Source organism: Mesorhizobium sp. (genome assembly GCF_965229135.1).
Lineage (GTDB): Bacteria > Pseudomonadota > Alphaproteobacteria > Rhizobiales > Rhizobiaceae > Mesorhizobium.
In genome coordinates this window covers 3,511,885-3,534,309 of sequence record NZ_OZ245860.1, presented here as the reverse complement: position 1 = coordinate 3,534,309, position 22,425 = coordinate 3,511,885, and the positions used below count along the sequence as shown (strand labels likewise).

The window sequence follows — 22,425 nt, the reverse complement described above, 5'->3', positions numbered from 1 at the left end:
CATCATGGCCGCGGGGAACGCAATCGAGCCCTGCTGCACTAACCGAAACCGGTTGCACGTGCATTCGGCGCACGGCATCCTCTGGTCTTTCACGGAGTATTCTCGATGAGCATCGCGCGCCTGCGGAAGGAAACGCTGACCAACCTGCCTTTCTACGAGGAGCGGGTCGATCTCGCCGCCGCCTTCCGCTGGACGGCGCGGCTCAACATGCACGAGGCGGTGGCCAATCATTTCTCGCTGGCCGTCAATGACGACGGCACGCAATTCCTGATGAATCCAAACCAGGTGCATTTCTCGCGCATCAAGGCGAGCGATCTGCTGTTGATCGACGCCAACGACCCGGACACGCTTTCCGGGCCGAATGCGCCCGACCCGACGGCCTGGGGCCTGCATGGCGCCATCCATCGCAATGTGCCCCACGCGCGCTGCGTCATGCATGTGCACTCGATTCACGCCACCGTGCTGGCCTCGCTGGCCGACTCGAGGCTGCCGCCGATCGACCAGAATTCAGCGGCGTTCTTCAACCGCCATGTCGTCGATGCCCACTATGGTGGGCTGGCCTTCGAGGAAGAGGGCGAGCGCTGCTCGCGGCTTTTCGCCGATCCCAAGGACAAGGTGATGATCATGGGCAATCATGGCGTGCTGGTCATCGGCGATACCGTCGCCGACGCCTTCAACCGCATGTTCTATTTCGAGCGCGCCGCCGAGACCTACATCAAGGCGCTTTGGACTGGCCGTGCGCTGCGCGTGCTCTCGGACGAGATCGCCGAAAAGACCGCCAAGGAAATGGATGACTATCCCGGCCAGGCCGACCGGCATCTTTCCGAACTGAAAGCGATCCTCGACGAGCAGGAGCCGGTCTACCGGAACTGAATATTCTCCCTTCTCCCCATTTACGGGGAGAAGGTGCCGGCAGGCGGATGAGGGGCGGCGCCGACGTGGGCGGGGTTTTTCATAGTCCTAATTGCTTCCGCAATTCATCGGCGCTGTTGATGACGATGGCGCCGGGTGGCCCATCCATCGGCGCTTCCGGCCAGAAGATCGTCTTCATGCCCGCCGCCAGCCCGGCCATGGCGCCCGTCCAGCTGTCGTCGACGGCGATCGCCTGCGAAGGGTCGACGTCCACCAGCCAGGCGGCGCGCAGGAAGGGCTCCGGATGCGGCTTGCCTTCGCGCACGTCATTGCGGCTGACCGTCTTCATGCCGGGATAGCTCAGGCCGACCACGCGCAGATTGGCGTCGACGACCAGGCGGTCGGAATTGGACACCACCGCCTGCGCCACGCCAAGCGCGCGCAACTCGTTGAAGATCTCGATCGCGCCGGGGCGCGGCTTCAGCGTCGCGGTCAGCGGCAGATAGTGATCGTATTTTCGGCTGATCCACTCGTCGAACGGCACGTCCAGCCCGAACTCGTCGCGCAGCATCTCGTAGACCGGCCATGCGGCGACGCCGAGCACCCGCTGATGCAGGTCGGCTGGCGGCGCGACGCCGGCGTTTCGCAGCGCCGCGATCAGCGCCGCCTCGTGCAGCGGCTCGCTGTCGACCAGCGTTCCGTCCATGTCCCAGAAAACCGCTTTCGGCGTCATGCTAGATTCCTTTTTGCGTTTCCCTTAATGCATGTCGCCCAAAAGTGCTCGCGGTTTTGGGAAGACGACATGCACAAAAATGCAGGCTTGTGCCGTGCGAGAAACCAGTTGGCCTGCCTGCCTCGTTCTTTCTTCTTTCCGGAACAGACTTCAGGATACGATATGCGCCCTCCAGAATGTCAGGCAATTGCTCTCAGGATTGGCAATTGCGCGTCGAAGCATTCCCTGCGAGACTATAGCGCCGGCTTGATATCCGGCGGGCTCTCTGGAGGCAGGACTTGAGTTCCCGGCAGGATGGCGGCAGCAACAGGTTGGACGACGCGGCGCGCGCCGGCTGGCTTTATTATGTTGCCGGCAACACACAGGACCAGATCGCCTCCACGCTCGGCATTTCCCGGCAGACGGCGCAGCGCCTAGTGTCGTTGGCCGTCTCGGAAGGCCTGATCAAGGTGCGCGTCGATCACCCGATCGCCAATTGCCTCGATCTCTCGGCCCGGCTGAAATCTCGCTTCGCGCTCGATCTGGTCGAGGTTGTTCCCAGCGACCCCAATTCGTCCTCGACCACGATCGGCATCGCCGAAGCGGCCGCCGCCGAAATCGAGCGGCGCTTGCGCTCGCCCAACCCGATCGTCATGGCGATCGGCACCGGCCGCACGCTCAAGGCGGCGATCGAGCAATTGCCGCCGATGGAGTGCCCGCAGCACAAGGTCGTTTCGCTGACCGGCAACATCTCGCCGGATGGCTCGGCTGCCTTCTACAACGTCATCTTCACCATGGCCGACAGGGTCAAGGCGCGGTCCTTCCCGATGCCGCTGCCGGTCATCGCCTCTTCGCCGGAAGAGCGCGAGATGCTGCTCAACCAGTCGATGATCCAGCCGACGCTGGCGCTCGCCGCGGAGGCCGACGTCACCTTTGTCGGCATAGGCGATCTCGGTCCCAAGGCTCCGCTCTACGAGGACGGCTTCATATCGGAGGGCGAGTTGAAGGCGTTGCAGAAAGCCGGCGGCGTCGGCGAAATCGTCGGCTGGGTGTTCGACCGCGAGGGCCGCATGATCGACGGCATCACCAACGACCGTGTGTCGTCGGCGGCACTGCCGTCCCGCGAAAAGTCGCTGGTCATAGCGCTTGCCATGGGCGAGCGAAAACTGCCGGGCATCCTTGCGGCCGTGAACCGCCGGCTGGTCAACGGGCTCATCACGGACGAGCGGACAGCCACCGCCCTGCTTGCGGCCGGCTGATCGGTCATAAGGCCAGCGAGGCTATTTGTGCCGCCCGAAAGGGTCGTTGCCATCGAGGAAACCGAGATCGCGTTGCAGATGCGGCGACAGGTCCCTGACGTCGAGAAGCGCGCGCTTCCTGATCGCGAACCAGCCGAATCCGTCCGTTATCCACGAAATCCAGCGATGATCCGGAGTGGAGGTGCATTTCTGCTGTGCCATGGTCATCAGCGTCAACCTTCGCTATCCTTGACCCGAACGACGGGTTGAGGCTGAATGTCGGTCTTGCCGGCCGCCTTTGCCAATCGAACATCGATAACGACCCATAAGGAGGTTTTATGCCGGACCTCAGCTCGCGACAGGTTTCGCAACTCCCGCCGCTGCAGGCGATCAGGGTTTTTGAGGCAGTCGCGCGGCATCTTTCCTTCACCAAGGCGGCCGGTGAACTGGGCATGACGCAGGCGGCGGTCAGCTACCAGATCAAGGTGCTGGAGGAGCGCGTCGGCGCCCCCCTGTTCCTGCGCCGGCCACGCCAGATCGCCCTGACCGAGGCCGGACAGCGTCTGGCGCCGGCCGTCAGCGAGGCCTTCGCCATTCTGGGCCAGGCCTACGCAACGGCGCGCGCCGGGGCCGACGGGCTGCTGTGCGTCACGACGGTGCTGACATTCGCCTCGAACTGGCTGGCGCACCGGCTGGGGTCGTTCCAGATCGCGCATCCGGCTCTTGCCGTGCGGCTGGAGACGTCGAGCAGGCTGACGGATTTTGCCCGCGAGGATGTCGACATCGCCATCCGGTCGGGCGGCGGCAACTGGCCGGGCCTGGAAGCGCACAAACTGCTCGACGCGGATTTCACGCCGATGCTAAGCCCCAAACTCGCTGCAAGCATTGGCGGCGTCAGCGAACCGGCCGATCTTCTGCGGCTGCCGATACTCGACCCCGGCGACATCTGGTGGAAGGAGTGGTTCGAGGCTGCCGGCGTCCACACGCATGATCTCGCCAGGCGACCCGGCAGCAGCATGGGTGCGCAAGCCTATGAGGCCAATGCCGCGATCGCCGGCCATGGCGTGGCGATCCTGACCAGGGCGCTGTTCAAGAACGAGCTTGCCGACGGCCGCCTGTACCAGCCTTTCGATCTTGTTGGTGACGATGGCCACGCCTACTGGCTGGTCTATCCCGAAGCGCGGCGCAACGTGCCCAAGATCCGTGCCTTTCGCGACTGGGTCCTGGCCGAAATCGCCTGCTGACCTGGGCCCAGCGGCCAGTCCGCCGTAAATAGGCAAGCCTCCTTCAATCATTGTTCGCCGTTACGACGGCGAGCGGTCTGCCTCGTCATGCCCTCACGCCGTCTCTTCTGGAGTGGTGCGTGCTGCGCTGCAGCATCGAATCCGGCTTGACATAATTAACGGCAGGTGAGTAATTGCTCAAAGCCAAGGCAAATGCTCATCTTGGTCCATGGGAGGAATTTGATGAAACTTCGCACGCTCATCCTGGGCTTGTGCTCGGCCAGCGCTCTGGCGTTCGCCGCACATGCCGAATCCATCACCATCGCCACCGTCAACAATGGCGACATGGTCCGCATGCAGAAGCTGACCGACGACTTCACCAAGGCGAACCCCGACATCCAGCTCAACTGGGTCACGCTTGAAGAGAACGTGCTGCGCGAGCGCGTCACCACCGACATCGCCACCAAGGGCGGCCAGTACGACGTGATGACCATCGGCACCTACGAAGTGCCGATCTGGGCCAAGCAGAACTGGCTCCTGCCGCTCGACAAACTCGGCGCCGACTATGACGCCAAGGACATCATCCCGGCCATTGCCGGTGGCCTTTCGGTCGACGGCAAGCTCTATGCCGCGCCTTTCTACGGCGAGAGCTCCTTCGTCATGTACCGCAAGGACCTGATGGACAAGGCGGGCCTGAAGATGCCCGACGCGCCGACCTGGGACTTCATTCGCCAGGCCGCCGACAAGATGACCGACCGCGCCAACGGCGTGAACGGCGTCTGCCTGCGCGGCAAGGCCGGCTGGGGCGAGAACATGGCCTTCCTCACCGCCATGTCGAACTCCTTCGGCGCACGCTGGTTCGACGAGAACTGGAAGCCGCAGTTCGACCAACCCGAATGGAAGAAGACGTTGCAGTTCTATGTCGACCTGATGAAGGCCGACGGGCCCGAGGGTGCATCGTCCAACGGCTTCAACGAGAACCTGGCGCTGTTCCAGCAGGGCAAGTGCGGCATGTGGATCGACGCCACCGTCGCCGCGTCTTTCGTCTCGGATCCGAAGAACTCGACCGTTGCCGACAAGGTCGGCTATGCGCTGGCCCCCGACAATGGTCTGGGCAAGCGCGGCAACTGGCTGTGGGCATGGTCATTGGCCATTCCGTCCGGCACCAAGAAGGCCGACGCCGCCGAGAAGTTCGTGTCCTGGGCGACCAGCAAGCACTATGCCGAGCTCGTCGCGTCGAAGGAAGGCTGGGCCAACGTGCCTCCGGGCACGCGTTCCTCGCTCTACGCCAACCCCGAGTACCAGAAGGCGGCTCCGTTCGCCAAGATGACGCTGGACTCCATCAACGCGGCTGATCCGACCCATCCGACCGTCAAGCCGGTGCCCTATGTCGGCGTTCAGTTCGTCGCCATCCCCGAGTTCCAGGGTCTTGGCACCACTGTCGGCCAGCTGTTCTCGGCGGCGCTTGCCGGCCAGTCGAGCGTCGACGATGCGCTGAAGCAGGCTCAGGACGCGGCCACCGCGACCATGACCGAAGGCGGTTATATCAAGTAAGGCTCCTCCCGGTGCCGAATGCCGGCCGCCTATCATGACCGGCAGCGGCCGCCCGAGTTCCCAGTTCGGGCGGCCGCCTTTAGAGTCCCAATTCTGAAAATTCAGTCTGACCTTGAAGGGTGACCGTCATGGCTACTCAGCAGACCCGTTCGCTTGCCCGTTTCATGATGGCGCCTTCCGTGGTGTTGCTGCTGGTCTGGATGATCGTCCCGCTGGCGTTCACGCTGTGGTTCTCCTTCCAGCAGTACAATCCGCTGAACCCGATCCGTGATGGCTTCGTCGGCTTCTCCAACTACGCCTTGTTCTATTCCAACCCGGCATTCCTGCAGTCGATCCTGAACACGCTGACCATCGTCGTCAGCGTGCTGTTGATCACGGTCATCGGCGGCATCCTGCTGGCGCTGTTGCTCGATCAGCCGATGTGGGGACAGGGCATCGTGCGCATCCTCGTCATCTCGCCGTTCTTCGTCATGCCGCCGGTGGCCGCACTGGTCTGGAAGAACATGATCATGCATCCGCAATATGGTGTCTTTGCCGATATTGCCCGCTTCTTCGGCGCCCAGCCGATCGACTGGTTCGGGCAACATCCGCTCACCGCCATCATCATCATCGTCGCCTGGCAGTGGCTGCCGTTCGCAACGCTGATCCTCTTGACCGCACTGCAGTCGCTCGACGGCGAACAGAAGGAAGCCGCCGAAATGGACGGCGCCGGCTTTGTCAGCCGCTTCATCTATCTGACGCTGCCGCACATGTCGCGCGCCATCACCGTCGTCATCCTCATCCAGACGATCTTCCTGCTGTCGGTCTACGCCGAGATCCTCGTCACCACCAATGGTGGCCCGGGTTACGCCTCCACCAACCTGCCCTTCCTCGTCTACCAGAAGGCATTGCTGGAGTTCAAAATAGGCCAGGCATCCGCCGGCGGTATCATCGCCGTCATCCTCGCCAACATCGTCGCCTTCTTCGCCATGCGCGCCGTCGGCAAGAACCTGGACAAGTAAGGGAGGACAAGATGGCACGTGCAGTCACCACCCGACACAAGACGATCGCGACCGCGGCAGCCTGGATCGTCGCCCTGCTGATCTTCTTTCCGATCCTCTATACGATCATCACCTCGTTCAAGTCGGAGCAGGAGGCCATTCAGGGCTTCAGCCTGATCCCCTCGGGAACGCTGGAGAGTTATTCCGAGGTCCAGGCGCAGAGCGGCTATTTCAAGTTCTTCCTCAACTCGGTCATCCTGTCGGTCGGCTCGACCATCATCGCCTTGCTGGTGGCGATACCGGCGGCATGGTCGATGGCGTTCTCGCCGACCAAGCGGACCAAGGACATCCTGATGTGGATGCTGTCCACCAAGATGATGCCAGCGGTCGCCGTCCTTTTCCCCATCTACCTGATCTTCCGCAACCTCGGCCTGCTGGATTCGCGCATCGGCCTGATGATCATGCTGATGCTGATCAACCTGCCGATCGTGGTGTGGATGCTCTACACCTACTTCCGCGAGATCCCCGGCGAGATCCTGGAAGCTGCGCGCATGGACGGCGCATCGTTGTGGAACGAGATCATCTACGTGCTGACGCCGATGGCGGTGCCCGGAATCGCGTCGACCATGCTGCTCAACATCATCCTGGCCTGGAACGAAGCATTCTGGACGATCCGCCTGACCACCACCGATGCGGCTCCGCTGACAGCCTTCATCAGCTCCTTCTCCAGCCCGCAAGGCCTGTTCTGGGCCAAGCTTTCGGCGGCCTCGACGCTGGCCATCGCTCCGATCCTGATCATGGGCTGGTTCAGCCAGAAGCAGCTGGTGCGCGGCCTCACATTCGGCGCTGTCAAATAGTGGGCATCGCCGGGAAATAAGGCCGCCGCAAGCAGCGGACGACGGACAATAACCCCTCGGGGAGGAAACCATGGGAAACATCACGCTCAAGAACGTCTCCAAGTCCTTCGGGGCGACGTCGATCATCCCCGGCCTCGACCTGGTGATCGAGAACGGTGAGTTCGTCGTCTTCGTCGGCCCGTCGGGTTGCGGCAAGTCCACGCTGCTGCGGCTGATCGCGGGCCTGGAGGACACCAGCGGCGGCACCATCAACATCGATGGCCGCGACGTCACCGGCGAAGCGCCGGCCAAGCGCAAGCTGGCCATGGTGTTCCAGTCCTACGCGCTCTACCCGCACATGACGGTGGCCAAGAACATCGGCTTCCCGCTGAAGATGGCGGGCGAGGACCAGGCAACCATCGACAAGAAGGTGAAGGACGCAGCCCGCGTCTTGAACCTCACCAACTATCTCGAACGCCGTCCCGGCCAGCTTTCCGGCGGCCAGCGCCAGCGCGTCGCCATCGGCCGCGCCATCGTGCGCCAGCCATCGGCCTTCCTGTTCGACGAGCCGCTGTCCAACCTGGATGCGGCACTGCGTGGCACCATGCGGCTGGAAATCAGCGAGCTGCACCATCAGCTCAAGACCACCATGGTCTATGTCACCCACGACCAGGTCGAGGCCATGACCATGGCCGACAAGATCGTCGTGCTGAACGCAGGCAACATCGAGCAGGTCGGCTCGCCGATGGAACTCTACAAGACCCCGAAGAACCTGTTCGTCGCCGGCTTCATCGGTTCGCCGAAGATGAACCTCATCGAAGGCGCGCCAGCCGCCAAATACGGCGCCAAGACCATAGGTGTCCGTCCCGAGCATATGCAGATTTCGACGACGGCCGGCGACTGGAAGGCGACCGTCGGCGTCGCCGAGCATCTCGGTTCGGACACGTTCCTGCATGTGCAGGCGGAAGGGGTCGGTCCGCTGACGGTGCGTGCCGATGGCGAACTGGCCGTCCATCATGGCGACACGATCTACCTGACACCGGACAAGACCAGGGTTCATCGTTTCGGCCCCGATGGCAAGGCGATCGCGCAGTGAGACTGAAGGGCAAATCGGCGCTGATCACGGGATCGGCGCGCGGCATCGGCAGGGCCTTCGCCGAAGCCTATGTGCGCGAGGGTGCGACCGTCGCCATTGCCGACATCAATCTGGAGGCCGCCGGCAAGACAGCCGCCGAGATCGGCGACAAGGCCTACGCGGTCAAGCTCGATGTCACCGATCCCGCCTCGATCGAGGCGGCGGTGAAGGCCGTCGAAGCGAAGACCGGAGGCTTGGACATATTGATCAACAATGCTGCCCTGTTCGACCTGGCGCCGATCGTCGAGATCACAAGGGCGAGCTATGACCGGCTGTTTTCCGTCAATGTCTCCGGCACCCTTTTCATGCTGCAGGCGGCGGCACGATCGATGATCGCGCGCGGCAAGGGCGGCAGGATCATCAACATGGCAAGCCAGGCAGGGAGACGCGGCGAGGCGCTGGTCGGCGTCTATTGCGCCACCAAGGCTGCCGTCATCTCGCTCACCCAGTCGGCGGGGCTCGACCTGATCAAGCATCGTATCAACGTCAATGCCATCGCGCCGGGCGTGGTCGACGGCGAGCACTGGGATCACGTCGATTCGCTGTTTGCCAAATACGAGAACCGGCCAAAGGGCGAGAAGAAAAAGCTGGTCGGCGAGGCGGTGCCCTATGGCCGCATGGGCACTGCACGGGACCTCACAGGCATGGCGGTTTTTCTCGCCAGCGAGGACGCCGAATACATCGTCGCCCAGACCTACAATGTCGATGGCGGCCAGTGGATGAGCTGAGGCACGAAAGCGCGCTTCTCCCCGTCCTTCACCGGGAGAAGATGCCCGCGGACAGATGAAGGGCGGCAACACCCGGCAACGGTATGCGCCGCCCCTCATCCTTGCCCTCTCCCGGTGAAGGACGGGGAGAGGCGGAATGACGAAGGCCTAGCCTGGCCAAAAGGGTAGACAAAATGACCGTGAAACTCTCCTCGTCCAACCTCTCCAGCCTGCCCGCCAAGGTCGCCGGTCCGAAATACGACCGCTCAGGATTGAAGGCCGGCATCGTCCATTTCGGCGTCGGCAATTTCCATCGCTCGCACCAGGCGGTCTATCTGGACGACCTGTTCAATTCGGGCATCGGCCACGACTGGGCGCTGGTCGGCGCCGGCGTCTTCGAGGGCGAGAAGGTCGGTCGCCTCAAGTTGGAAGAACAGGATTGGCTGACCACCGTCGTCGAGCAGGACAGCGGCCATATGAGCGCCCGCGTCACCGGCGCCATGATCGATTTCCTCACGCCTGGCGATGCAGCGGCGATCATCGAACGCCTTGCCGATCCGGCGATCAGGATCGTCTCGCTCACCATCACCGAGGGCGGCTATTTCATCGATCCGGCTTCCGGCGTGTTCAACCCGGCCCATCCCGACATCGTCGCCGACGCGCAGCCAGGCGCGACGCCGAAAACCGTGTTCGGCATCATCCTGGCCGGCCTGCTGCGCCGTCGCGAGGAGGGCACCGTGCCCTTTACCGTGATGTCGTGCGACAACATCCCCCATAATGGTCACGTCACCTCCGATGGCGTCATCGGTCTTGCCCGTCTGATCGACGAGGATCTGGCGACGTGGGTTCACGACAAGGTCGCCTTCCCGAACGCCATGGTCGATCGCATCACGCCGGCGACCACCGACCGCGAGCGCAAGATCCTGGCCGACGATTTCGGGGTGGAGGACAACTGGCCGGTCTTCTGTGAGCCGTTCAAGCAATGGGTGCTCGAGGATCATTTCACCGCTGGCCGCCCCGCCCTGGAGAAGGTTGGCGTGCAGTTCGTCAAGGATGTCTCGCCTTACGAGCTCATGAAGATCCGCATCCTCAATGGCGGCCACGCCACCATCGCCTATCCGGCCGGGCTCATGGACATTCATTTCGTCCATGAAGCGATGGAAGAGCCGCTTGTGCGCGGCTTCCTCGACAAGCTGGAACATGAGGAGATCATCCCGACCGTGCCGCCGGTGCCGGATACCGTGCTTGAGGACTACTACCAGCTCATCGACCATCGCTTTTCCAATCCCAAGATCGGCGACACGGTGCGACGGCTGTGCCTCGACGGCTCCAACCGTCAGCCGAAATTCATCATCCCGACCATCGCCGACAGGCTGAAGGCGGGAAAAGGCGTCGCCGGCCTCGCGCTGGAGTCGGCTTTGTGGTGCCGCTACTGCTTCGGTACTACCGACAGCGGCGCCGTCATCGAGCCCAACGATCCCAGCTGGGACCGGCTCCAGGCGACCTCGAAGGCGGCAAAGGACGCGCCGGCCGCCTGGCTTGCCATGGAGGACATCTATGGCGATGTCGGTCGCTCGGCCGTTTTCGCGCAAGCCTTCACCCATGCGCTCAACGTGCTGTGGTCGAATGGCGCGCGCGCGACGCTGACGCGTTATCTCGCCGGCCAGCTCTGAGACCCATTCCAGGCCATGGCGCCCGAACTGGTCATCTTCGACTGCGACGGCGTGCTGGTGGACAGCGAAGGGCTGTCCGTCTCCGCCTTGCTGGGCATGATCAGGCTTGCCGGCGTGGCCATGGACGAGGATACCGCCTACGAGCATTTCCTCGGCAAGAGCATGAAGAGCGTCCGCGAGATCCTTGGCCGCGACTTCGGGCTTGATATCACCGACCGGCAACTGACCGAGATGCGCGTCGAGCTGATGCGCAGGTTTCGCGAGGAGCTGAAGCCGGTGGCCGGTGTCAGGGAGATGCTGCCGAGGCTCGTCGTGCCCCGCTGCGTCGCCTCTTCCGGCACGCTCGACCGCATCCGCTACGCACTCGACGTGACAGGGCTGCTCACCCTGCTGGAGCCGCATCTGTTCAGCGCGGCCATGGTCGCGCGGGGCAAACCGGCGCCGGATCTTTTCCTGCATGCCGCCGGCGCGATGGGTGCCAGTCCGGAAAACTGCCTCGTCATCGAGGACAGTCCCGCCGGCGTCGAGGCGGCGCGGGCGGCGGGCATGCGTGTGTTTGCTTTCACCGGCGGCTCGCACGCCGGCAACCCGGCGCTCAAAGCACGGCTTGCGTCGATGCAACCGGACTTTATATTCGCTGACATGCTGCAATTGCCCGATCTCATTGCAGGCCTGGGAGCGAGAGTCAGAGCATCTTGACGAAACAGTTCGTTTGCGCGGTCGATGTCGGCACCGGGAGCGCCCGCGCGGGCATTCTCGATACAAGGGGCACCTTGCTCGGCCGCGCCGAACACCCGATCGCCATGAACCAGCCGAAGCCGGATCACGCGGAGCACGATTCGCTGGATATCTGGACGGCGGTCTGCACCGCCGTGCGTGCTGCTCGAAAGAAGGCTGGCGTCGAGGCGCGGGATGTGGTCGGCATCTCCTTCGACGCCACCTGCTCGCTCGTCGTGCGCGACCGTCAGGGCGGCCAGCTCAGCGTATCCGTCAACGGCGACAAGCGCTGGGACACCATCGTCTGGCTCGATCATCGCGCCATTGCCGAGGCCGATGAATGCACGACAAGCGGCCACGCCGTGCTCGACTATATAGGCGGCGTGATGTCGCCGGAAATGGCGACGCCGAAGCTGATGTGGCTGAAGCGGAACCTGCCGGCGACGTGGGCGCGGGCCGGCACTCTATTCGACCTGACCGACTTCCTGACTTGGCAGGCGACCGGCTCGCTTGCCAGGTCGCAATGCACGCTGACGGCCAAATGGACCTATCTCGCGCATGAAGCCAGCGGCTGGCGGCGCGACTTCTTCGACATCGTCGGCCTTGGCGACCTTTTCGAGCACGGCAACCTGCCGGAGAAGGCCAGCCCTGTAGGCGCCTACATCGGCCCGCTCACCGCACAGGCGGCGGCCGACCTTGGCCTGACGGAAAACTGCCGGGTCGGCGCCGGGGTCATCGATGCCTATGCCGGCGCGCTTGGCGTGCTCGGCGGCTTCGCCGGCGACGAGCAAAACATCGGCCGGCATCTGGCGCTGATCGCCGGCACGTCGAGCTGCGTCATGGCGATGTCGCCCGACCCGCAGCCCTTCGCCGGCGTCTGGGGCCCCTATTATGGCGCGGCCCTCCCGAAGCTCTGGCTGTCGGAAGGCGGCCAGTCCGCCACCGGCGCCCTGCTAGACCATATCATCCGCTGGCATGGCGCGGGTGGCGAGCCGGACGCCGCCATGCATGCCAGGATCGCGCGGCGTGTCGCCGAGCTGCGCGCCGCCGAGGGGGAGAACCTCGCCGCGAGGCTGCACGTTCTGCCGGATTTCCACGGTAACCGCTCGCCTCTCGCCGACCCGCATGCCGTCGGCGTGGTCAGCGGGCTGACGCTGGATTCCTCCTTCGACAGCCTGTGCAAGCTCTACTGGCGCACCGCCGTCGGCATCGCGCTCGGCGTTCGCCATGTGCTGGAGGCGCTGAACGAGAACGGCTATCTGATCGATACGCTGCATGTCACCGGCGGACACACCAAGAACCCGCTCTTGATGGAGCTCTATGCCGACGCCACCGGCTGCACGGTCATCGAGCCGCTGGCCGACGAGGCGGTGCTGCTCGGCACCGGCATGGTCGCGGCCACCGCCGCCGGGTTGTTCCCCGACCTCAACGCCGCCTGTCTTGCCATGCAGCAGGGTGGCAGGACACGCGCATCGAACCCGGCCTCGGCCCCACGCTTCGAGCGCGACTACCGGATCTTCCTGGAGATGCACCGGCAAAGGCAGATGCTGGACGCCATCAGGTAGGCGGAGGCAGGGCAGCGCCGACGCTTGGCAGGTCTCGGTTTCCGGCCGCCACGAGGTGCCCGTTGCCAAAATCCTGCAGGATCAGCTTCATCGGCGCCTCGCCGATCTTGCGGGTGGCGCTCGGTATCTCATGCTCGAGCCGGGCGAAGCGGCTCCTGCGCCGCGCCGGATCGGGCACCGGCACGGCTTCGATCAGGCGCCTCGTATAGGGGTGGCGCGGATTCGAAAAGACCTGGTCGCGCGTGCCCATCTCGACGATCTGGCCGAGATACATGACGGCGACGCGGTCGGAAATGTTCTCGACCACAGCCATGTCGTGCGAAATGAAAAGATAGGCGACGCCGAATTCGCGCTGCAGTTCCTTCAAAAGGTCGAGCACGCGCGCCTGTACCGAGACATCGAGCGCCGAGACGCTTTCGTCGGCGATGATCAGTTTTGGCCGCAAGGCGAGCGCGCGGGCAATGCAGACGCGCTGGCGCTGGCCGCCGGAGAATTCATGCGGATAAAGCTCCATCTGGTCGGCCGTCAGGCCGACACGCTCGAACAGCGCGGCGACCCGATCCCTGCGTTCTTCCTTGGAAGCGATGCCGTGGATCACCAGCGGCTCGGCGACGAGATCGCCCACGCGCATGCGCGGGTCGAGCGAGGCGAACGGGTCCTGGAAGATCATCTGCACGTCGCGGCGCACCGCCTTGCGCTCGTCTCGGCCAAGGCCTGACAGATTGCGTCCGCCAACCACGATGTCGCCGCTGTAAGGCACCAGCCCGGCAAGGGCCTTGGCGGTTGTCGACTTGCCGCAGCCGGATTCGCCGACCAGGGCCAGCGTCTCGTTGGGCGCGATCGAAAAGCTGACGCCTTCGACGGCGTGGACGCGGCGGTTGACTCGCCCGAAGAAGCCGCCATGCAGGTCGAAGCGGACGTGCAGGTCCTTCACCTCGGCGACATTTCTGGAAGCCTCTGCTTCCGGAACCCTGGACTCCTGCCGGCCGGCACCGGCGCCGATGCGCGGCACGGCCGCCAGCAGTTCCCTTGTGTAGGCAGCCTGCGGCCGGGCAAAGATATCGGCGGCCTTGCCTTCCTCGACCATGCGGCCATGCCGCATGATGATGACACGGTCGGCCATTTCGGCGACCACGCCCATGTCGTGGGTGATGAGGATGATGCTGGTGCCACGCTCGCGCTGCAGGTCGCGCAACAGCTCCAGCACTTCCCCCTGCACGGTGACGTCGAGCGCCGTCGTCGGCTCGTCGGCGATCAGCACATCGGGCTCCAGCGCCAGCGCCATGGCGATCATCACCCGCTGCCGCATGCCGCCTGACAGTTCATGCGGAAACTGCTTCAGCCGGCTTTCGGCTTCCGAGATGCGCACCGCCTTCAGCGCGTCGATGGCGCGCATGCGCGCCTCGGCGTGCGAAAGGCCGGTATGTGCCTCGATGGATTCGGTGAGCTGCCGGCCGATCGACAGCACCGGGTTCAGCGATGTCATGGGCTCCTGGAAGATCATGGCGACGCGGTTGCCGCGAACGCGCCGCATCTGCCGCTCGTTGAGAGCGGTCAGCTCGGTATCGCCGTGATCCTTGTCGCGAAGGCGGATCGTGCCCGCGGAGATGCGGGCGGCAGGCCGCGGCAGAAGCTGCATGATCGCCAGCGACGTCATCGATTTGCCGGAGCCGGATTCGCCTGCAATGCAAAGCGTCTCGCCGCGCGAAAGCGTTAGCGACAGGCCTGACACGACCTCGCGCTCGCCATCCTCGCCGCGCACGCTGACGGACAGGCCGGCGATGTCGAGCACCCGTCCTGTCGTCGTGGCAGTCTGCTTTTTGGTGGCGTATTTGCTCATTCAAACACGCAGCGCGGGAAGTAGAACGACACCACCCAGTTCGGCATGTCGACGATCTCACTGATGCGCAGGTCGCCGCACACCGAGGCCAGCATATAGGCTTCGACGGGATCGATCTGGTAGCGGCCAGCAAGCAGGTCGACCATCTGGGCGACCGCTTCCCTGGCGCCGGTCATCAGGTCCGGCCCGATGCCGGTCGTCACCTCATAGCCCTTGGCGTCGAGATGACGTGTCACCGGCCCGGGCGTGGTGAAGCGCGGTGTCTTCAGCCTGGCATCCTTGACCAGATCGAGCTTGAGCACGACGTCCATCGGGCTTTCGATCGCCGTGCCGCAGACCTCTCCATCGCCTTGCGCCGCGTGGGTGTCGCCGACGGAAAACAGCGCGCCCGCCACTTCCACCGGCAGATAGAGCGTGGTGCCGGCGGCGAGGTCGCGTATGTCGAGATTGCCGCCAACGCGCCGGGGCGGCACCACCGAGTGATGGCCCTTTTCAGCCGGCGCATTGCCGATGGTCCCGGCAAACGGCTTCAGAGGCACGCGAGCGTTCTTGCCGAACAATGCCGGTTCGAGCGAGGCGGCGTCGTATTTCCAGATGTTCAGCGCCGGCTCCTTGAAGTCGTCGGCGAGTAGCCCAAACCCTGGGATGTTCGCCGTCCAGCCGAAGCCGGACGGTTTGAACATCTCGATCGTCACCTTCAGCGCATCGCCCGGTTCGGCGCCGTCAACGAAGATCGGCCCGGTCACCGGATTGATCTTGCCGAAGTCGAGCCTGGCGATGTCGCTGACCGTGCTGTCCGGCGTCAACTGGCCGCCGGAGGAATCGAGGCACTTGAACTCGATGGTGGAACCGGGCGCCACTTTCTCGGCCGGAACGAAGGAATTGTCCCAGCCGAAATGGTGATGACGCCCGTGGATGGTGTAATCGCAGTTATTGCACATCTTTTACGTACACATTGTCATAGTTGATCGGGATATGGACCGGGTCGACATAGAGGTTGTCGGCACCGCCCATGCGCGCCGATTTCATGGTGAAGCGCTGTTCGTTGAACACCGGCGCCCACGGCGCGTCTTCCATCACCTTGCCGTAGATGGCGCTCCACATCTCGTCGCGCTCGCCGGCCTTGGCGGGGTCGACCATGGCGTCGGCTTCGGCCGCCTTGGCGTCGAGATCCTTGTTGCAATACCAGGACCAGTTCCAGCCGCCTGCAACAGCACCCGCGCAGCCGAGGATCGGGCCGTAGAAGTTGGACGGATCCGGGAAGTCGGCGATCCAGGCCATGCCGCCCGACCAGATCATCGGCGCGCCGGCCTTGTCGCCACCGGCGGCGATGACATTGGCCTGCGCCAGCGACTGGATGCTGGCCTTGATGCCGATCGCCGCCAGATCCTGCTGGATCGCCTGGGCAATGCGCGGATTGGGATCGGTGTTCATGACGAACAATTGCGTCTCGAAGCCATCGGCGTGGCCGGCCTCGGCCAGCAGCGCCTTGGCCTTGGCGACATCATAGGGGTAGCCCTTGAACGCCTTGTCGTAGCCCGGCATCGACGGCGGTAGTGGCTGGTTGGCCGGCACGGCCCGATTGTTGATGATCTGGACAATGCGCGCCTTGTTGATCGCCATGTTGACGGCCTGGCGCACCTTCACATTGTCGAAGGGGGCCATGGTGGTGTTCATGGTGACGTAGCCGGTGTGCAACTGGCCGCCTTCGACGACGCGCGCCTTCTGCTCGGGATCGGCCATGACTTCCTGGAACTTGGCCGGCGGAATGCCGTCGCCGGGCACGTCGATCTCGCCCTTCTGCAGGCGCAGCAGCGCCACGATCGGCTCCTGGCCGATCTCGAAGGTGATCTTGTCGAGATGCGGCAGGCCCTTGTGCCAATAATCAGCGTTGCGCTCGAACACGATGCGCTGTCCCAGCGTCCATTCGGCGAGTTTGAACGCGCCGGTGCCGACCGGATGCTTGCCGAAATCGGCGCCGTATTTCTCGACCTCTTCCTTTGGCACGACATGCGAGAAGTTGATGGCCATGACATGCAGGAAGGTGGCGTCGGGACGGGTCAGTTCGAACTTGACCGTGTAGGGGTCGACGACGGTGACGCCCGAGAGGCTTGTCGCCTTGCCGGCGGCGACATCGTCATACCCCTTGATCGAGCCGAAGAAGCCGGCGCCGGGGCTCTGCGTCTTCGGATTGGTGACGCGGTCGAGCGAATACTTCACGTCGTCGGCCGTCATCTCGCGGCCATTGTGGAATTTCACGCCGTGCCGCAGCTTGAAGGTGAAGGTCTTGCCGTCCGGCGAGATGTCGTAGCTTTCTGCAAGGTCGGGCTTTAGGTTCGTCGTGCCCGGCTCGTAGTCCATCAGCCCGTCGAACAGGCTCTTGATCATCGACCAGTTCTGCCAGTCGTAGCCAATCGCCGGATCGAGGGTCGCGACATCGTCCTTGTAAGTGATGGTGATGGCGCCGCCCTGCTTGGCGTTGGGATCGATCGTGTCCTCGGCGCGAACGCTGGTCATGCCGAGCATCAGCGCCAGCGCCGATGCCGCCACGGTGGAGGCCAGAAACTTCTTCATTTTATGTTCCCTTTCATTGGCTGTTTCTTGGTTTCATCCGAGCTTGATGCTCATCTCAGTTTGATACGGGGGTCGATGAAGGGCGCGATGATGTCGGCAAGCAGGTTGCCGAGCACGATGGCGCAAGCGGAGACCAGCGTGACGCCCATGATGATTGGAATGTCGACGCGCTGGATGGCCTGCCAGGCGAGCTGGCCGATGCCGGGCCAGCCAAACACGCTTTCGACCACCACGATGCCGCCCATGAAGATGCCGATGTCGATGCCGATCATGGCGATGACCGGCAGGATGGCGTTGGGCAGAGCGTGGCGGAAGAGGATGGCGCGGCGCGCCAGGCCCTTGGCGCGCGCGGTACGCACATAATCCTGCCGCAGCACGTCGATCATCGACGAGCGCATCATGCGCGCGTACCAGCCGGCGCCGAGGATGCCCATGGTCAGCGACGGCAGCACCAGGTGGCGCCAAGTGCCGTAACCGCCGATCGGAAACCAGCCGAGCCGCACGGCGAACACGTAGAGCAGCAGCAGGCCGACGACGAATTGCGGCGCCGAGACGCCGACGAAGGAGGCGACCATCAGCGACTGGTCGGTGGCGGTGCCGCGCTTGACGGCGGCGATCAGGCCCATGGTCAGGCCGATCGCCAGTTCGCACAGGATGGCGCCGACCATCAAAAGCAGGCTCGCCGGCAGCCGCGAGACGATCAGCTCGGTGACCTGCGAGCGCTGGATGTAGGATCGGCCGAGGTCGCCGCTGAGCAGGCTGGTCAGGTAGTGCCAGTACTGGACGATGAAAGGCTGGTCGAGGCCGAGCTGGCGCCGGATGTTTTCGACCGTCTCGGGCGTGGCGCTGCGTCCGGCGATCTGCCGCACGGGATCGGCCGGCAGCAGATAGAGCAGCGCGAAGGTGATCAGCGAGACGCCGAGCAGGATCAGCGCCGACTGGATGATGCGGCGGCCAAGATAGGCGATCATGCCCGGCCTCGTTGCGTTGGGTCGAGGATGTCGCGCAGCGCATCGCCGATCAGATTGAAGGCCAGTGCCAGCGCCAGGATCGCCGCGCCCGGGAAGAACACCAGCCATGGCGCTGCCTGGAAATAGGTCTGGTTCTCGAAGATGATGTTGCCCCAGGACGCGGTCGGCGGCTGCACGCCGATGCCGAGGAAGGAGAGCGTTGCTTCCAGAAGCACCGTGGTCGAGATGCCCAGCGTTCCCCAGACGATGATGGTCGGCAGCAGGTGTGGCAGGATGTGACGGAACAGGATGCGCGGCGCGCCGGCGCCGATGGTGCGTTCGGCATCGATGAATTCGCGCTCGGACAATGAGCTGGTCTCGGTGTAGATGACGCGGGCCGTCTGCACCCAGTTCACCAGTGCGATGACCATGGCGACGATCCACAGGCTGGGCTGGAACACCGCCGCCAGGCAGATCGCCAGCAGCAGCGCCGGGAAGGCCATCATCAGGTCGGTGAAGCGCATCAGCACGCTGCCGATCCAGCCGCGGAAATAGCCGGCGGTGACGCCGACAAGCGTGCCGATCAGCAGCGCAACGCCATTGGCGACGACGCCGATGATCAGCGACGTGCGCGCGCCGTAGAGGATGCGGGTCAGGAGGTCGCGGCCGAGCAGATCCGTGCCCAGCCAGAAATGGGCGCTCGGCGGCAGCGGCGAACCCTCGATGGTCAGGCCGTCGAACATCTGCTCGTTGGGATCATAGCCGGTCAGCCATGGCGCCAGGATCGCGCCGGCGACCACGATGGCGACGATCACCAGGCCGATCAGCGCCAGCGGACGCTTGAAGAGCCGGCGCCAGACGCCGGCACGCGGCTTGGCCGGCAAGCGCGCGGTTGCCGCAAGATCAGGCGCGATGGGATTGGTCATCGTTGCCCTCCTCTTCCGTCATGGCCACAATGCGGCGCGCGGCCTCCTCGATGCTGATCTGCCAGCTCATCGCCAGCGATCGCAGTTGCGCGTAGGCGCGGCCGTCTTCGGCGCCCTTCGACAGGGCCTCGACCGCGCGCACGATGGTCTGCCGCTCGGCGACACGTTGGCGAAGCGAGGCAATCTCGCTGGCCAGGTGCTTTCGTGCTTCGAAGCTTTGGCGCGCGATCAAAAGCGCGCTGTAGACCCCGGCATTGCCCACGGGCTTCAGCAACTGGGCATCCGCCTTGTGCGACAGCGCCCATTCGATGCGGCCCGGCGCTTCCGAGCCGATCAGCGCCACCAGCGGCATCGGCGCCTCGCCCGGCTTCCAGGGAAACTGTTCGTCGAAGCCGAGATCGGCGTCAAGGAAGACGAAGTCGGCGGCCAGCGACTCGGCAGGCAGTTCCGGCCAACAATCCACTGTAACCAAGCCAATCGCCGACAATTGCCGGGTGATCGCCTGCACCGTCGGATGCGGGCGATGCAGGACGAACGCTTTGGCGCCGCCCAGATTGGGAATGCGTGTCCTGGTCACGACACCACCCTCAGGCGCGGGCGGCCGAACGTCCTGGCGGGGTCGTAGCGCGACAGATAGGGGTCCGGCGCGACCTCGTCTTCGCGGCTGACGACCTCGAAGAAGCCGTCGGCGATCCGGCCGATGATCACCGGCAGCGTCGCGTGCTGGGTGTGGGCGTCGATGGCGATCGGCCCGAGCCGGGTGGTAAAGCGTCGTTCCGCGAAAGCTTTTGAAAACTCCGCCGGACCCGCTGCCGGATCACGCGCGAGCACATCGGCCATCACCTGCACGGAGGCATAGGCGGACGCCTCGAAGGACGAGGCGAAGGCGGCCGGCCTTGGCGCGAAATAGGGTCCGACCGACAGATGCCCCTTGCCGGATTCGCCGATCGCCGGCAGTTCACCCTCGGTGAGGTTGCAGGAGACGACCGGGCAGCTTTCCGGTCTGAAAGCCGCATCCTCACGGCCCAGTTCCTGATAGGCGGCCAGGAAGGCGTAGGACGAGGTGCCGATCAGGTTGTTGAGGATGAAGTTCGGCCGCGAGGCCCGGATTTCCTCGATCAGGCGCGACACGTCGGTCTCGCCGATGCGCAAATAGCGCTCGCCGAGAACCCTGCCGCCGGCATCCGCGATCAGGTCGCGCGCCACGCGGTTCATCTCCCAGCCCCAGATATAATTGGAGCCGAGCAGGAAGCCGTTGGCGCCGAAGCGCGGCGCGACATGCGCCATCAGCGGCACCAGGTGCTGGTTGGGGCAGGCGTGCATGTAGACGACGTGCTCGTTGGCCTCGAACCCTTCATAGGGGCAGGCGTACCAGAGCATGCCGCCCGCCTTCTCCAGCACGGGGATCGTTTCCTTGCGGCTCCAGGAGGTGACACAGCCGACGACGTGACGCGCGCTGCTGGTCTTGAAGATGTCCTCGCACAGCGTCGCGTAGCGGTCGGCGTTGCTTTGCGGGTCACGCTCGACCGGCACCAACTCGACGCCCGATCTCCGGTCGGCATTGATGTCGGCGATGGCGCGCATGGCGCCCATACGGCACGCGTCCGACACGAGCTGATAGCTGCCCGATCGGGAATAGAGGATGCCGATCTCGATACGCCGTTTCAAGCGAAACCCCAAAAAATGAAAATGCCCCGCAGCCGTCGCCGGTTGGCGAGGCATACGAGGCATTCTTGCCGCCCGGCGATCAGAGCCGGTATTTTCGAACAAAGCGCGAGGCGCTTCGAAAACTTTATTCCATTAGCCTATTCGGAACAGCCGCTCAGTCAAGCGGTAAAGTGCCGCGCCTGGGCGCCGGCCCAGGAATGCCGCTGTGCTCTCAGCCCGGGAATCTTTGAGAGAATATTCCCGGCCGTGTGATCGTTTGGGGAACCGTATTCTTTGATAAAGTCGATAGAGTTTGTGATTTTGTTATCAAGCTTGGGCAATCCGCCTGGCTGCCACGACTTGACAACCACAGAGATCAATCATGTCCGACTTCAGAAACACTGTACCTGCTCTCCTTGCGTCAACCTTCAACCGGCGCGTAGGTCTCGCGGTTCTTTTCGCATCGGCCGTTGCCATCACCGGCCTGGTGGCGCCCAAGGAATCGTTCGCGGAGGACAAGAAGAGCATCAAGGTCGGCATCATCAGCGGCGAGGATGAAGATGTGTGGCGCGTCGTCACCGCCCAGGCTGCTGAAAAAGGCCTGAAGATCGAGACCGTGGTGTTCAACGACTACACCCAGCCGAACGAAGCGCTGGAGCGTGGCGAGATCGACGCCAACGCCTTCCAGCACCAGCCCTATCTCGACAACCAGATCAAGACGCAAGGTTATCACATCGTGCGTGTCGGCTATACCGGCGTCTGGCCGATCGGTCTCTATTCCAAGAAATACACCAAGGTCGCGGACCTGCCCGAGGGCGCCGTCATCGGCGTGCCCAACGATCCTTCCAATGAAGGCCGGGCGCTGCGCGTGCTGCAGAACGAAGGCGTGATCAAGCTGAAGGACGGCACCGGCATTCTCGCCACCACCGCCGACATCGCCGAGAACGCGAAGAAGGTCGTGATCAAGGAGCTCGACGCCGGCATCGTCGGCCGCTCGGTCGAGGATCTCGACGCCGCCGTGGTCAACACCGACTGGGCGCTGAAAAGCGGCCTGACGCCGGAAAACCGCATCGCCCAGGAGCCGATCGCCGACAATCCGTACCGCAACTTCATCGCGGTGAAGGCCGGCAGCGAAAACGAGCCCTGGGTAAAGACGCTCGTGGCTTCGTACCAGAACGACAAGGTCAAGGCCGAGTTCGACAAGGTCTACAAGGGCACCGGCCTCAGCGCCTATTGAGACCCGGACGCCCCGGCTCGGAAGCAATAGCGGTCCGCGCTCAGGCGCGGGCCGCGTTT

21 protein-coding genes are annotated in these 22,425 nt (G+C 64.0%); 12 read left to right on the top strand and 9 right to left on the bottom strand.

All coding sequences use genetic code 11. The features are described from left to right. Positions 1-105: 105 nt before the first annotated feature. A complete protein-coding gene (locus ACO07C_RS16735; protein WP_421915261.1) occupies positions 106-873 on the top strand; it encodes a class II aldolase and adducin N-terminal domain-containing protein in 768 nt (255 codons plus the stop codon). Between the two features lie 79 nt (positions 874-952). Here the strand turns inward: ACO07C_RS16735 and ACO07C_RS16730 are convergent, their stop codons facing one another. Continuing rightward, positions 953-1,585 (bottom strand): HAD family hydrolase, encoded by a 633-nt coding sequence (locus ACO07C_RS16730; RefSeq protein ID WP_421915260.1) that lies wholly within the window; start codon positions 1,583-1,585, stop codon positions 953-955. 278 nt (positions 1,586-1,863) lie between these two features. On the opposite strand from ACO07C_RS16730, the gene ACO07C_RS16725 reads away from it, so the two are divergent. Further along, positions 1,864-2,823: a sugar-binding transcriptional regulator gene (locus tag ACO07C_RS16725; RefSeq protein ID WP_421915259.1), complete on the top strand. Its 960-nt coding sequence runs from the start codon at positions 1,864-1,866 to the stop codon at positions 2,821-2,823. 21 nt (positions 2,824-2,844) lie between these two features. Here the strand turns inward: ACO07C_RS16725 and ACO07C_RS16720 are convergent, their stop codons facing one another. Then, positions 2,845-3,030, bottom strand: coding sequence for a hypothetical protein (locus ACO07C_RS16720; RefSeq protein ID WP_421917551.1), 186 nt, complete (start codon positions 3,028-3,030; stop codon positions 2,845-2,847). A gap of 110 nt (positions 3,031-3,140) precedes the next feature. Between ACO07C_RS16720 and gcvA the strand changes: the two genes are divergently transcribed. From gcvA to ACO07C_RS16675, 9 genes are all read left to right on the top strand, one after another. Further along, positions 3,141-4,046, top strand: a complete 906-nt coding sequence (gcvA, locus tag ACO07C_RS16715) for a transcriptional regulator GcvA (RefSeq protein ID WP_421915258.1) — start codon at positions 3,141-3,143, stop codon at positions 4,044-4,046. 222 nt (positions 4,047-4,268) lie between these two features. Further along, positions 4,269-5,579 carry an ABC transporter substrate-binding protein gene (locus ACO07C_RS16710; protein WP_421915257.1) on the top strand — a complete coding sequence of 437 codons (1,311 nt, stop codon included), beginning with the start codon at positions 4,269-4,271 and terminating at the stop codon, positions 5,577-5,579. A 128-nt stretch (positions 5,580-5,707) separates the two neighbouring features. Further along, complete coding sequence (locus tag ACO07C_RS16705; RefSeq protein ID WP_354461667.1) at positions 5,708-6,580, top strand: carbohydrate ABC transporter permease; 873 nt, start codon at positions 5,708-5,710, stop codon at positions 6,578-6,580. Positions 6,581-6,591: 11 nt separating this feature from the next. Further along, complete coding sequence (locus ACO07C_RS16700; protein ID WP_421915256.1) at positions 6,592-7,416, top strand: carbohydrate ABC transporter permease; 825 nt, start codon at positions 6,592-6,594, stop codon at positions 7,414-7,416. A 70-nt stretch (positions 7,417-7,486) separates the two neighbouring features. After that, positions 7,487-8,491, top strand: coding sequence for an ABC transporter ATP-binding protein (locus tag ACO07C_RS16695; protein ID WP_421915255.1), 1,005 nt, complete (start codon positions 7,487-7,489; stop codon positions 8,489-8,491). Further along, a complete protein-coding gene (locus tag ACO07C_RS16690; protein WP_421915254.1) occupies positions 8,488-9,258 on the top strand; it encodes an L-iditol 2-dehydrogenase in 771 nt (256 codons plus the stop codon). Before ACO07C_RS16695 ends, ACO07C_RS16690 begins: the two co-directional genes overlap by 4 nt. Before the next feature lie 173 nt (positions 9,259-9,431). Continuing rightward, a complete protein-coding gene (locus ACO07C_RS16685; protein ID WP_421915253.1) occupies positions 9,432-10,910 on the top strand; it encodes a mannitol dehydrogenase family protein in 1,479 nt (492 codons plus the stop codon). 15 nt (positions 10,911-10,925) lie between these two features. After that, complete coding sequence (locus ACO07C_RS16680) at positions 10,926-11,609, top strand: HAD family hydrolase (RefSeq protein ID WP_421915252.1); 684 nt, start codon at positions 10,926-10,928, stop codon at positions 11,607-11,609. Next, positions 11,606-13,192 (top strand): FGGY-family carbohydrate kinase, encoded by a 1,587-nt coding sequence (locus ACO07C_RS16675; protein ID WP_421915251.1) that lies wholly within the window; start codon positions 11,606-11,608, stop codon positions 13,190-13,192. Before ACO07C_RS16680 ends, ACO07C_RS16675 begins: the two co-directional genes overlap by 4 nt. Here the strand turns inward: ACO07C_RS16675 and ACO07C_RS16670 are convergent. From ACO07C_RS16670 to ACO07C_RS16640, 7 genes are all read right to left on the bottom strand, one after another. Then, positions 13,185-15,032: an ABC transporter ATP-binding protein gene (locus tag ACO07C_RS16670; protein ID WP_421915250.1), complete on the bottom strand. Its 1,848-nt coding sequence runs from the start codon at positions 15,030-15,032 to the stop codon at positions 13,185-13,187. The genes ACO07C_RS16675 and ACO07C_RS16670 overlap by 8 nt on opposite strands. Then, the gene (locus ACO07C_RS16665) at positions 15,029-15,973 is read right to left on the bottom strand and encodes an acetamidase/formamidase family protein (RefSeq protein ID WP_421915249.1); all 945 of its coding nucleotides are present in this window, start codon (positions 15,971-15,973) and stop codon (positions 15,029-15,031) included. Before ACO07C_RS16665 ends, ACO07C_RS16670 begins: the two co-directional genes overlap by 4 nt. Beyond that, positions 15,963-17,558 (bottom strand): ABC transporter substrate-binding protein, encoded by a 1,596-nt coding sequence (locus ACO07C_RS16660; RefSeq protein WP_421917550.1) that lies wholly within the window; start codon positions 17,556-17,558, stop codon positions 15,963-15,965. The genes ACO07C_RS16665 and ACO07C_RS16660 overlap by 11 nt, the downstream gene beginning before the upstream one ends. A gap of 98 nt (positions 17,559-17,656) precedes the next feature. Further along, a complete protein-coding gene (locus ACO07C_RS16655; RefSeq protein ID WP_421915248.1) occupies positions 17,657-18,577 on the bottom strand; it encodes an ABC transporter permease in 921 nt (306 codons plus the stop codon). Then, positions 18,574-19,482, bottom strand: a complete 909-nt coding sequence (locus ACO07C_RS16650) for an ABC transporter permease (protein WP_421915247.1) — start codon at positions 19,480-19,482, stop codon at positions 18,574-18,576. The genes ACO07C_RS16655 and ACO07C_RS16650 overlap by 4 nt, the downstream gene beginning before the upstream one ends. Beyond that, positions 19,460-20,059: an ANTAR domain-containing response regulator gene (locus ACO07C_RS16645; protein WP_421915246.1), complete on the bottom strand. Its 600-nt coding sequence runs from the start codon at positions 20,057-20,059 to the stop codon at positions 19,460-19,462. The genes ACO07C_RS16650 and ACO07C_RS16645 overlap by 23 nt, the downstream gene beginning before the upstream one ends. Next, entirely contained in the window at positions 20,056-21,150 is a 1,095-nt protein-coding gene (locus ACO07C_RS16640; protein WP_421915245.1) for a transporter substrate-binding protein, read from the bottom strand. The genes ACO07C_RS16645 and ACO07C_RS16640 overlap by 4 nt, the downstream gene beginning before the upstream one ends. A gap of 361 nt (positions 21,151-21,511) precedes the next feature. Between ACO07C_RS16640 and ACO07C_RS16635 the strand changes: the two genes are divergently transcribed. Continuing rightward, positions 21,512-22,366, top strand: a complete 855-nt coding sequence (locus ACO07C_RS16635) for a MetQ/NlpA family lipoprotein (protein WP_421915244.1) — start codon at positions 21,512-21,514, stop codon at positions 22,364-22,366. Positions 22,367-22,425: the final 59 nt, after the last annotated feature.

Bases quoted from the DNA above. Each gene is read 5' to 3' on its own strand.
- ACO07C_RS16650 (WP_421915247.1), bottom strand. From the start codon at position 19,482: ATGACCAATCCCATCGCGCCTGATCTTGCGGCAACCGCGCGCTTGCCG.
- ACO07C_RS16660 (WP_421917550.1), bottom strand. From the start codon at position 17,558: ATGCTCGGCATGACCAGCGTTCGCGCCGAGGACACGATCGATCCCAAC.
- ACO07C_RS16705 (WP_354461667.1), top strand. From the start codon at position 5,708: ATGGCTACTCAGCAGACCCGTTCGCTTGCCCGTTTCATGATGGCGCCT.
- ACO07C_RS16735 (WP_421915261.1), top strand. From the start codon at position 106: ATGAGCATCGCGCGCCTGCGGAAGGAAACGCTGACCAACCTGCCTTTC.
- gcvA (WP_421915258.1), top strand. From the start codon at position 3,141: ATGCCGGACCTCAGCTCGCGACAGGTTTCGCAACTCCCGCCGCTGCAG.
- ACO07C_RS16695 (WP_421915255.1), top strand. From the start codon at position 7,487: ATGGGAAACATCACGCTCAAGAACGTCTCCAAGTCCTTCGGGGCGACG.
- ACO07C_RS16680 (WP_421915252.1), top strand. From the start codon at position 10,926: ATGGCGCCCGAACTGGTCATCTTCGACTGCGACGGCGTGCTGGTGGAC.
- ACO07C_RS16730 (WP_421915260.1), bottom strand. From the start codon at position 1,585: ATGACGCCGAAAGCGGTTTTCTGGGACATGGACGGAACGCTGGTCGAC.
- ACO07C_RS16670 (WP_421915250.1), bottom strand. From the start codon at position 15,032: ATGAGCAAATACGCCACCAAAAAGCAGACTGCCACGACGACAGGACGG.
- ACO07C_RS16635 (WP_421915244.1), top strand. From the start codon at position 21,512: ATGTCCGACTTCAGAAACACTGTACCTGCTCTCCTTGCGTCAACCTTC.
- ACO07C_RS16710 (WP_421915257.1), top strand. From the start codon at position 4,269: ATGAAACTTCGCACGCTCATCCTGGGCTTGTGCTCGGCCAGCGCTCTG.
- ACO07C_RS16700 (WP_421915256.1), top strand. From the start codon at position 6,592: ATGGCACGTGCAGTCACCACCCGACACAAGACGATCGCGACCGCGGCA.
- ACO07C_RS16665 (WP_421915249.1), bottom strand. From the start codon at position 15,973: ATGTGCAATAACTGCGATTACACCATCCACGGGCGTCATCACCATTTC.
- ACO07C_RS16720 (WP_421917551.1), bottom strand. From the start codon at position 3,030: ATGACCATGGCACAGCAGAAATGCACCTCCACTCCGGATCATCGCTGG.
- ACO07C_RS16685 (WP_421915253.1), top strand. From the start codon at position 9,432: ATGACCGTGAAACTCTCCTCGTCCAACCTCTCCAGCCTGCCCGCCAAG.
- ACO07C_RS16655 (WP_421915248.1), bottom strand. From the start codon at position 18,577: ATGATCGCCTATCTTGGCCGCCGCATCATCCAGTCGGCGCTGATCCTG.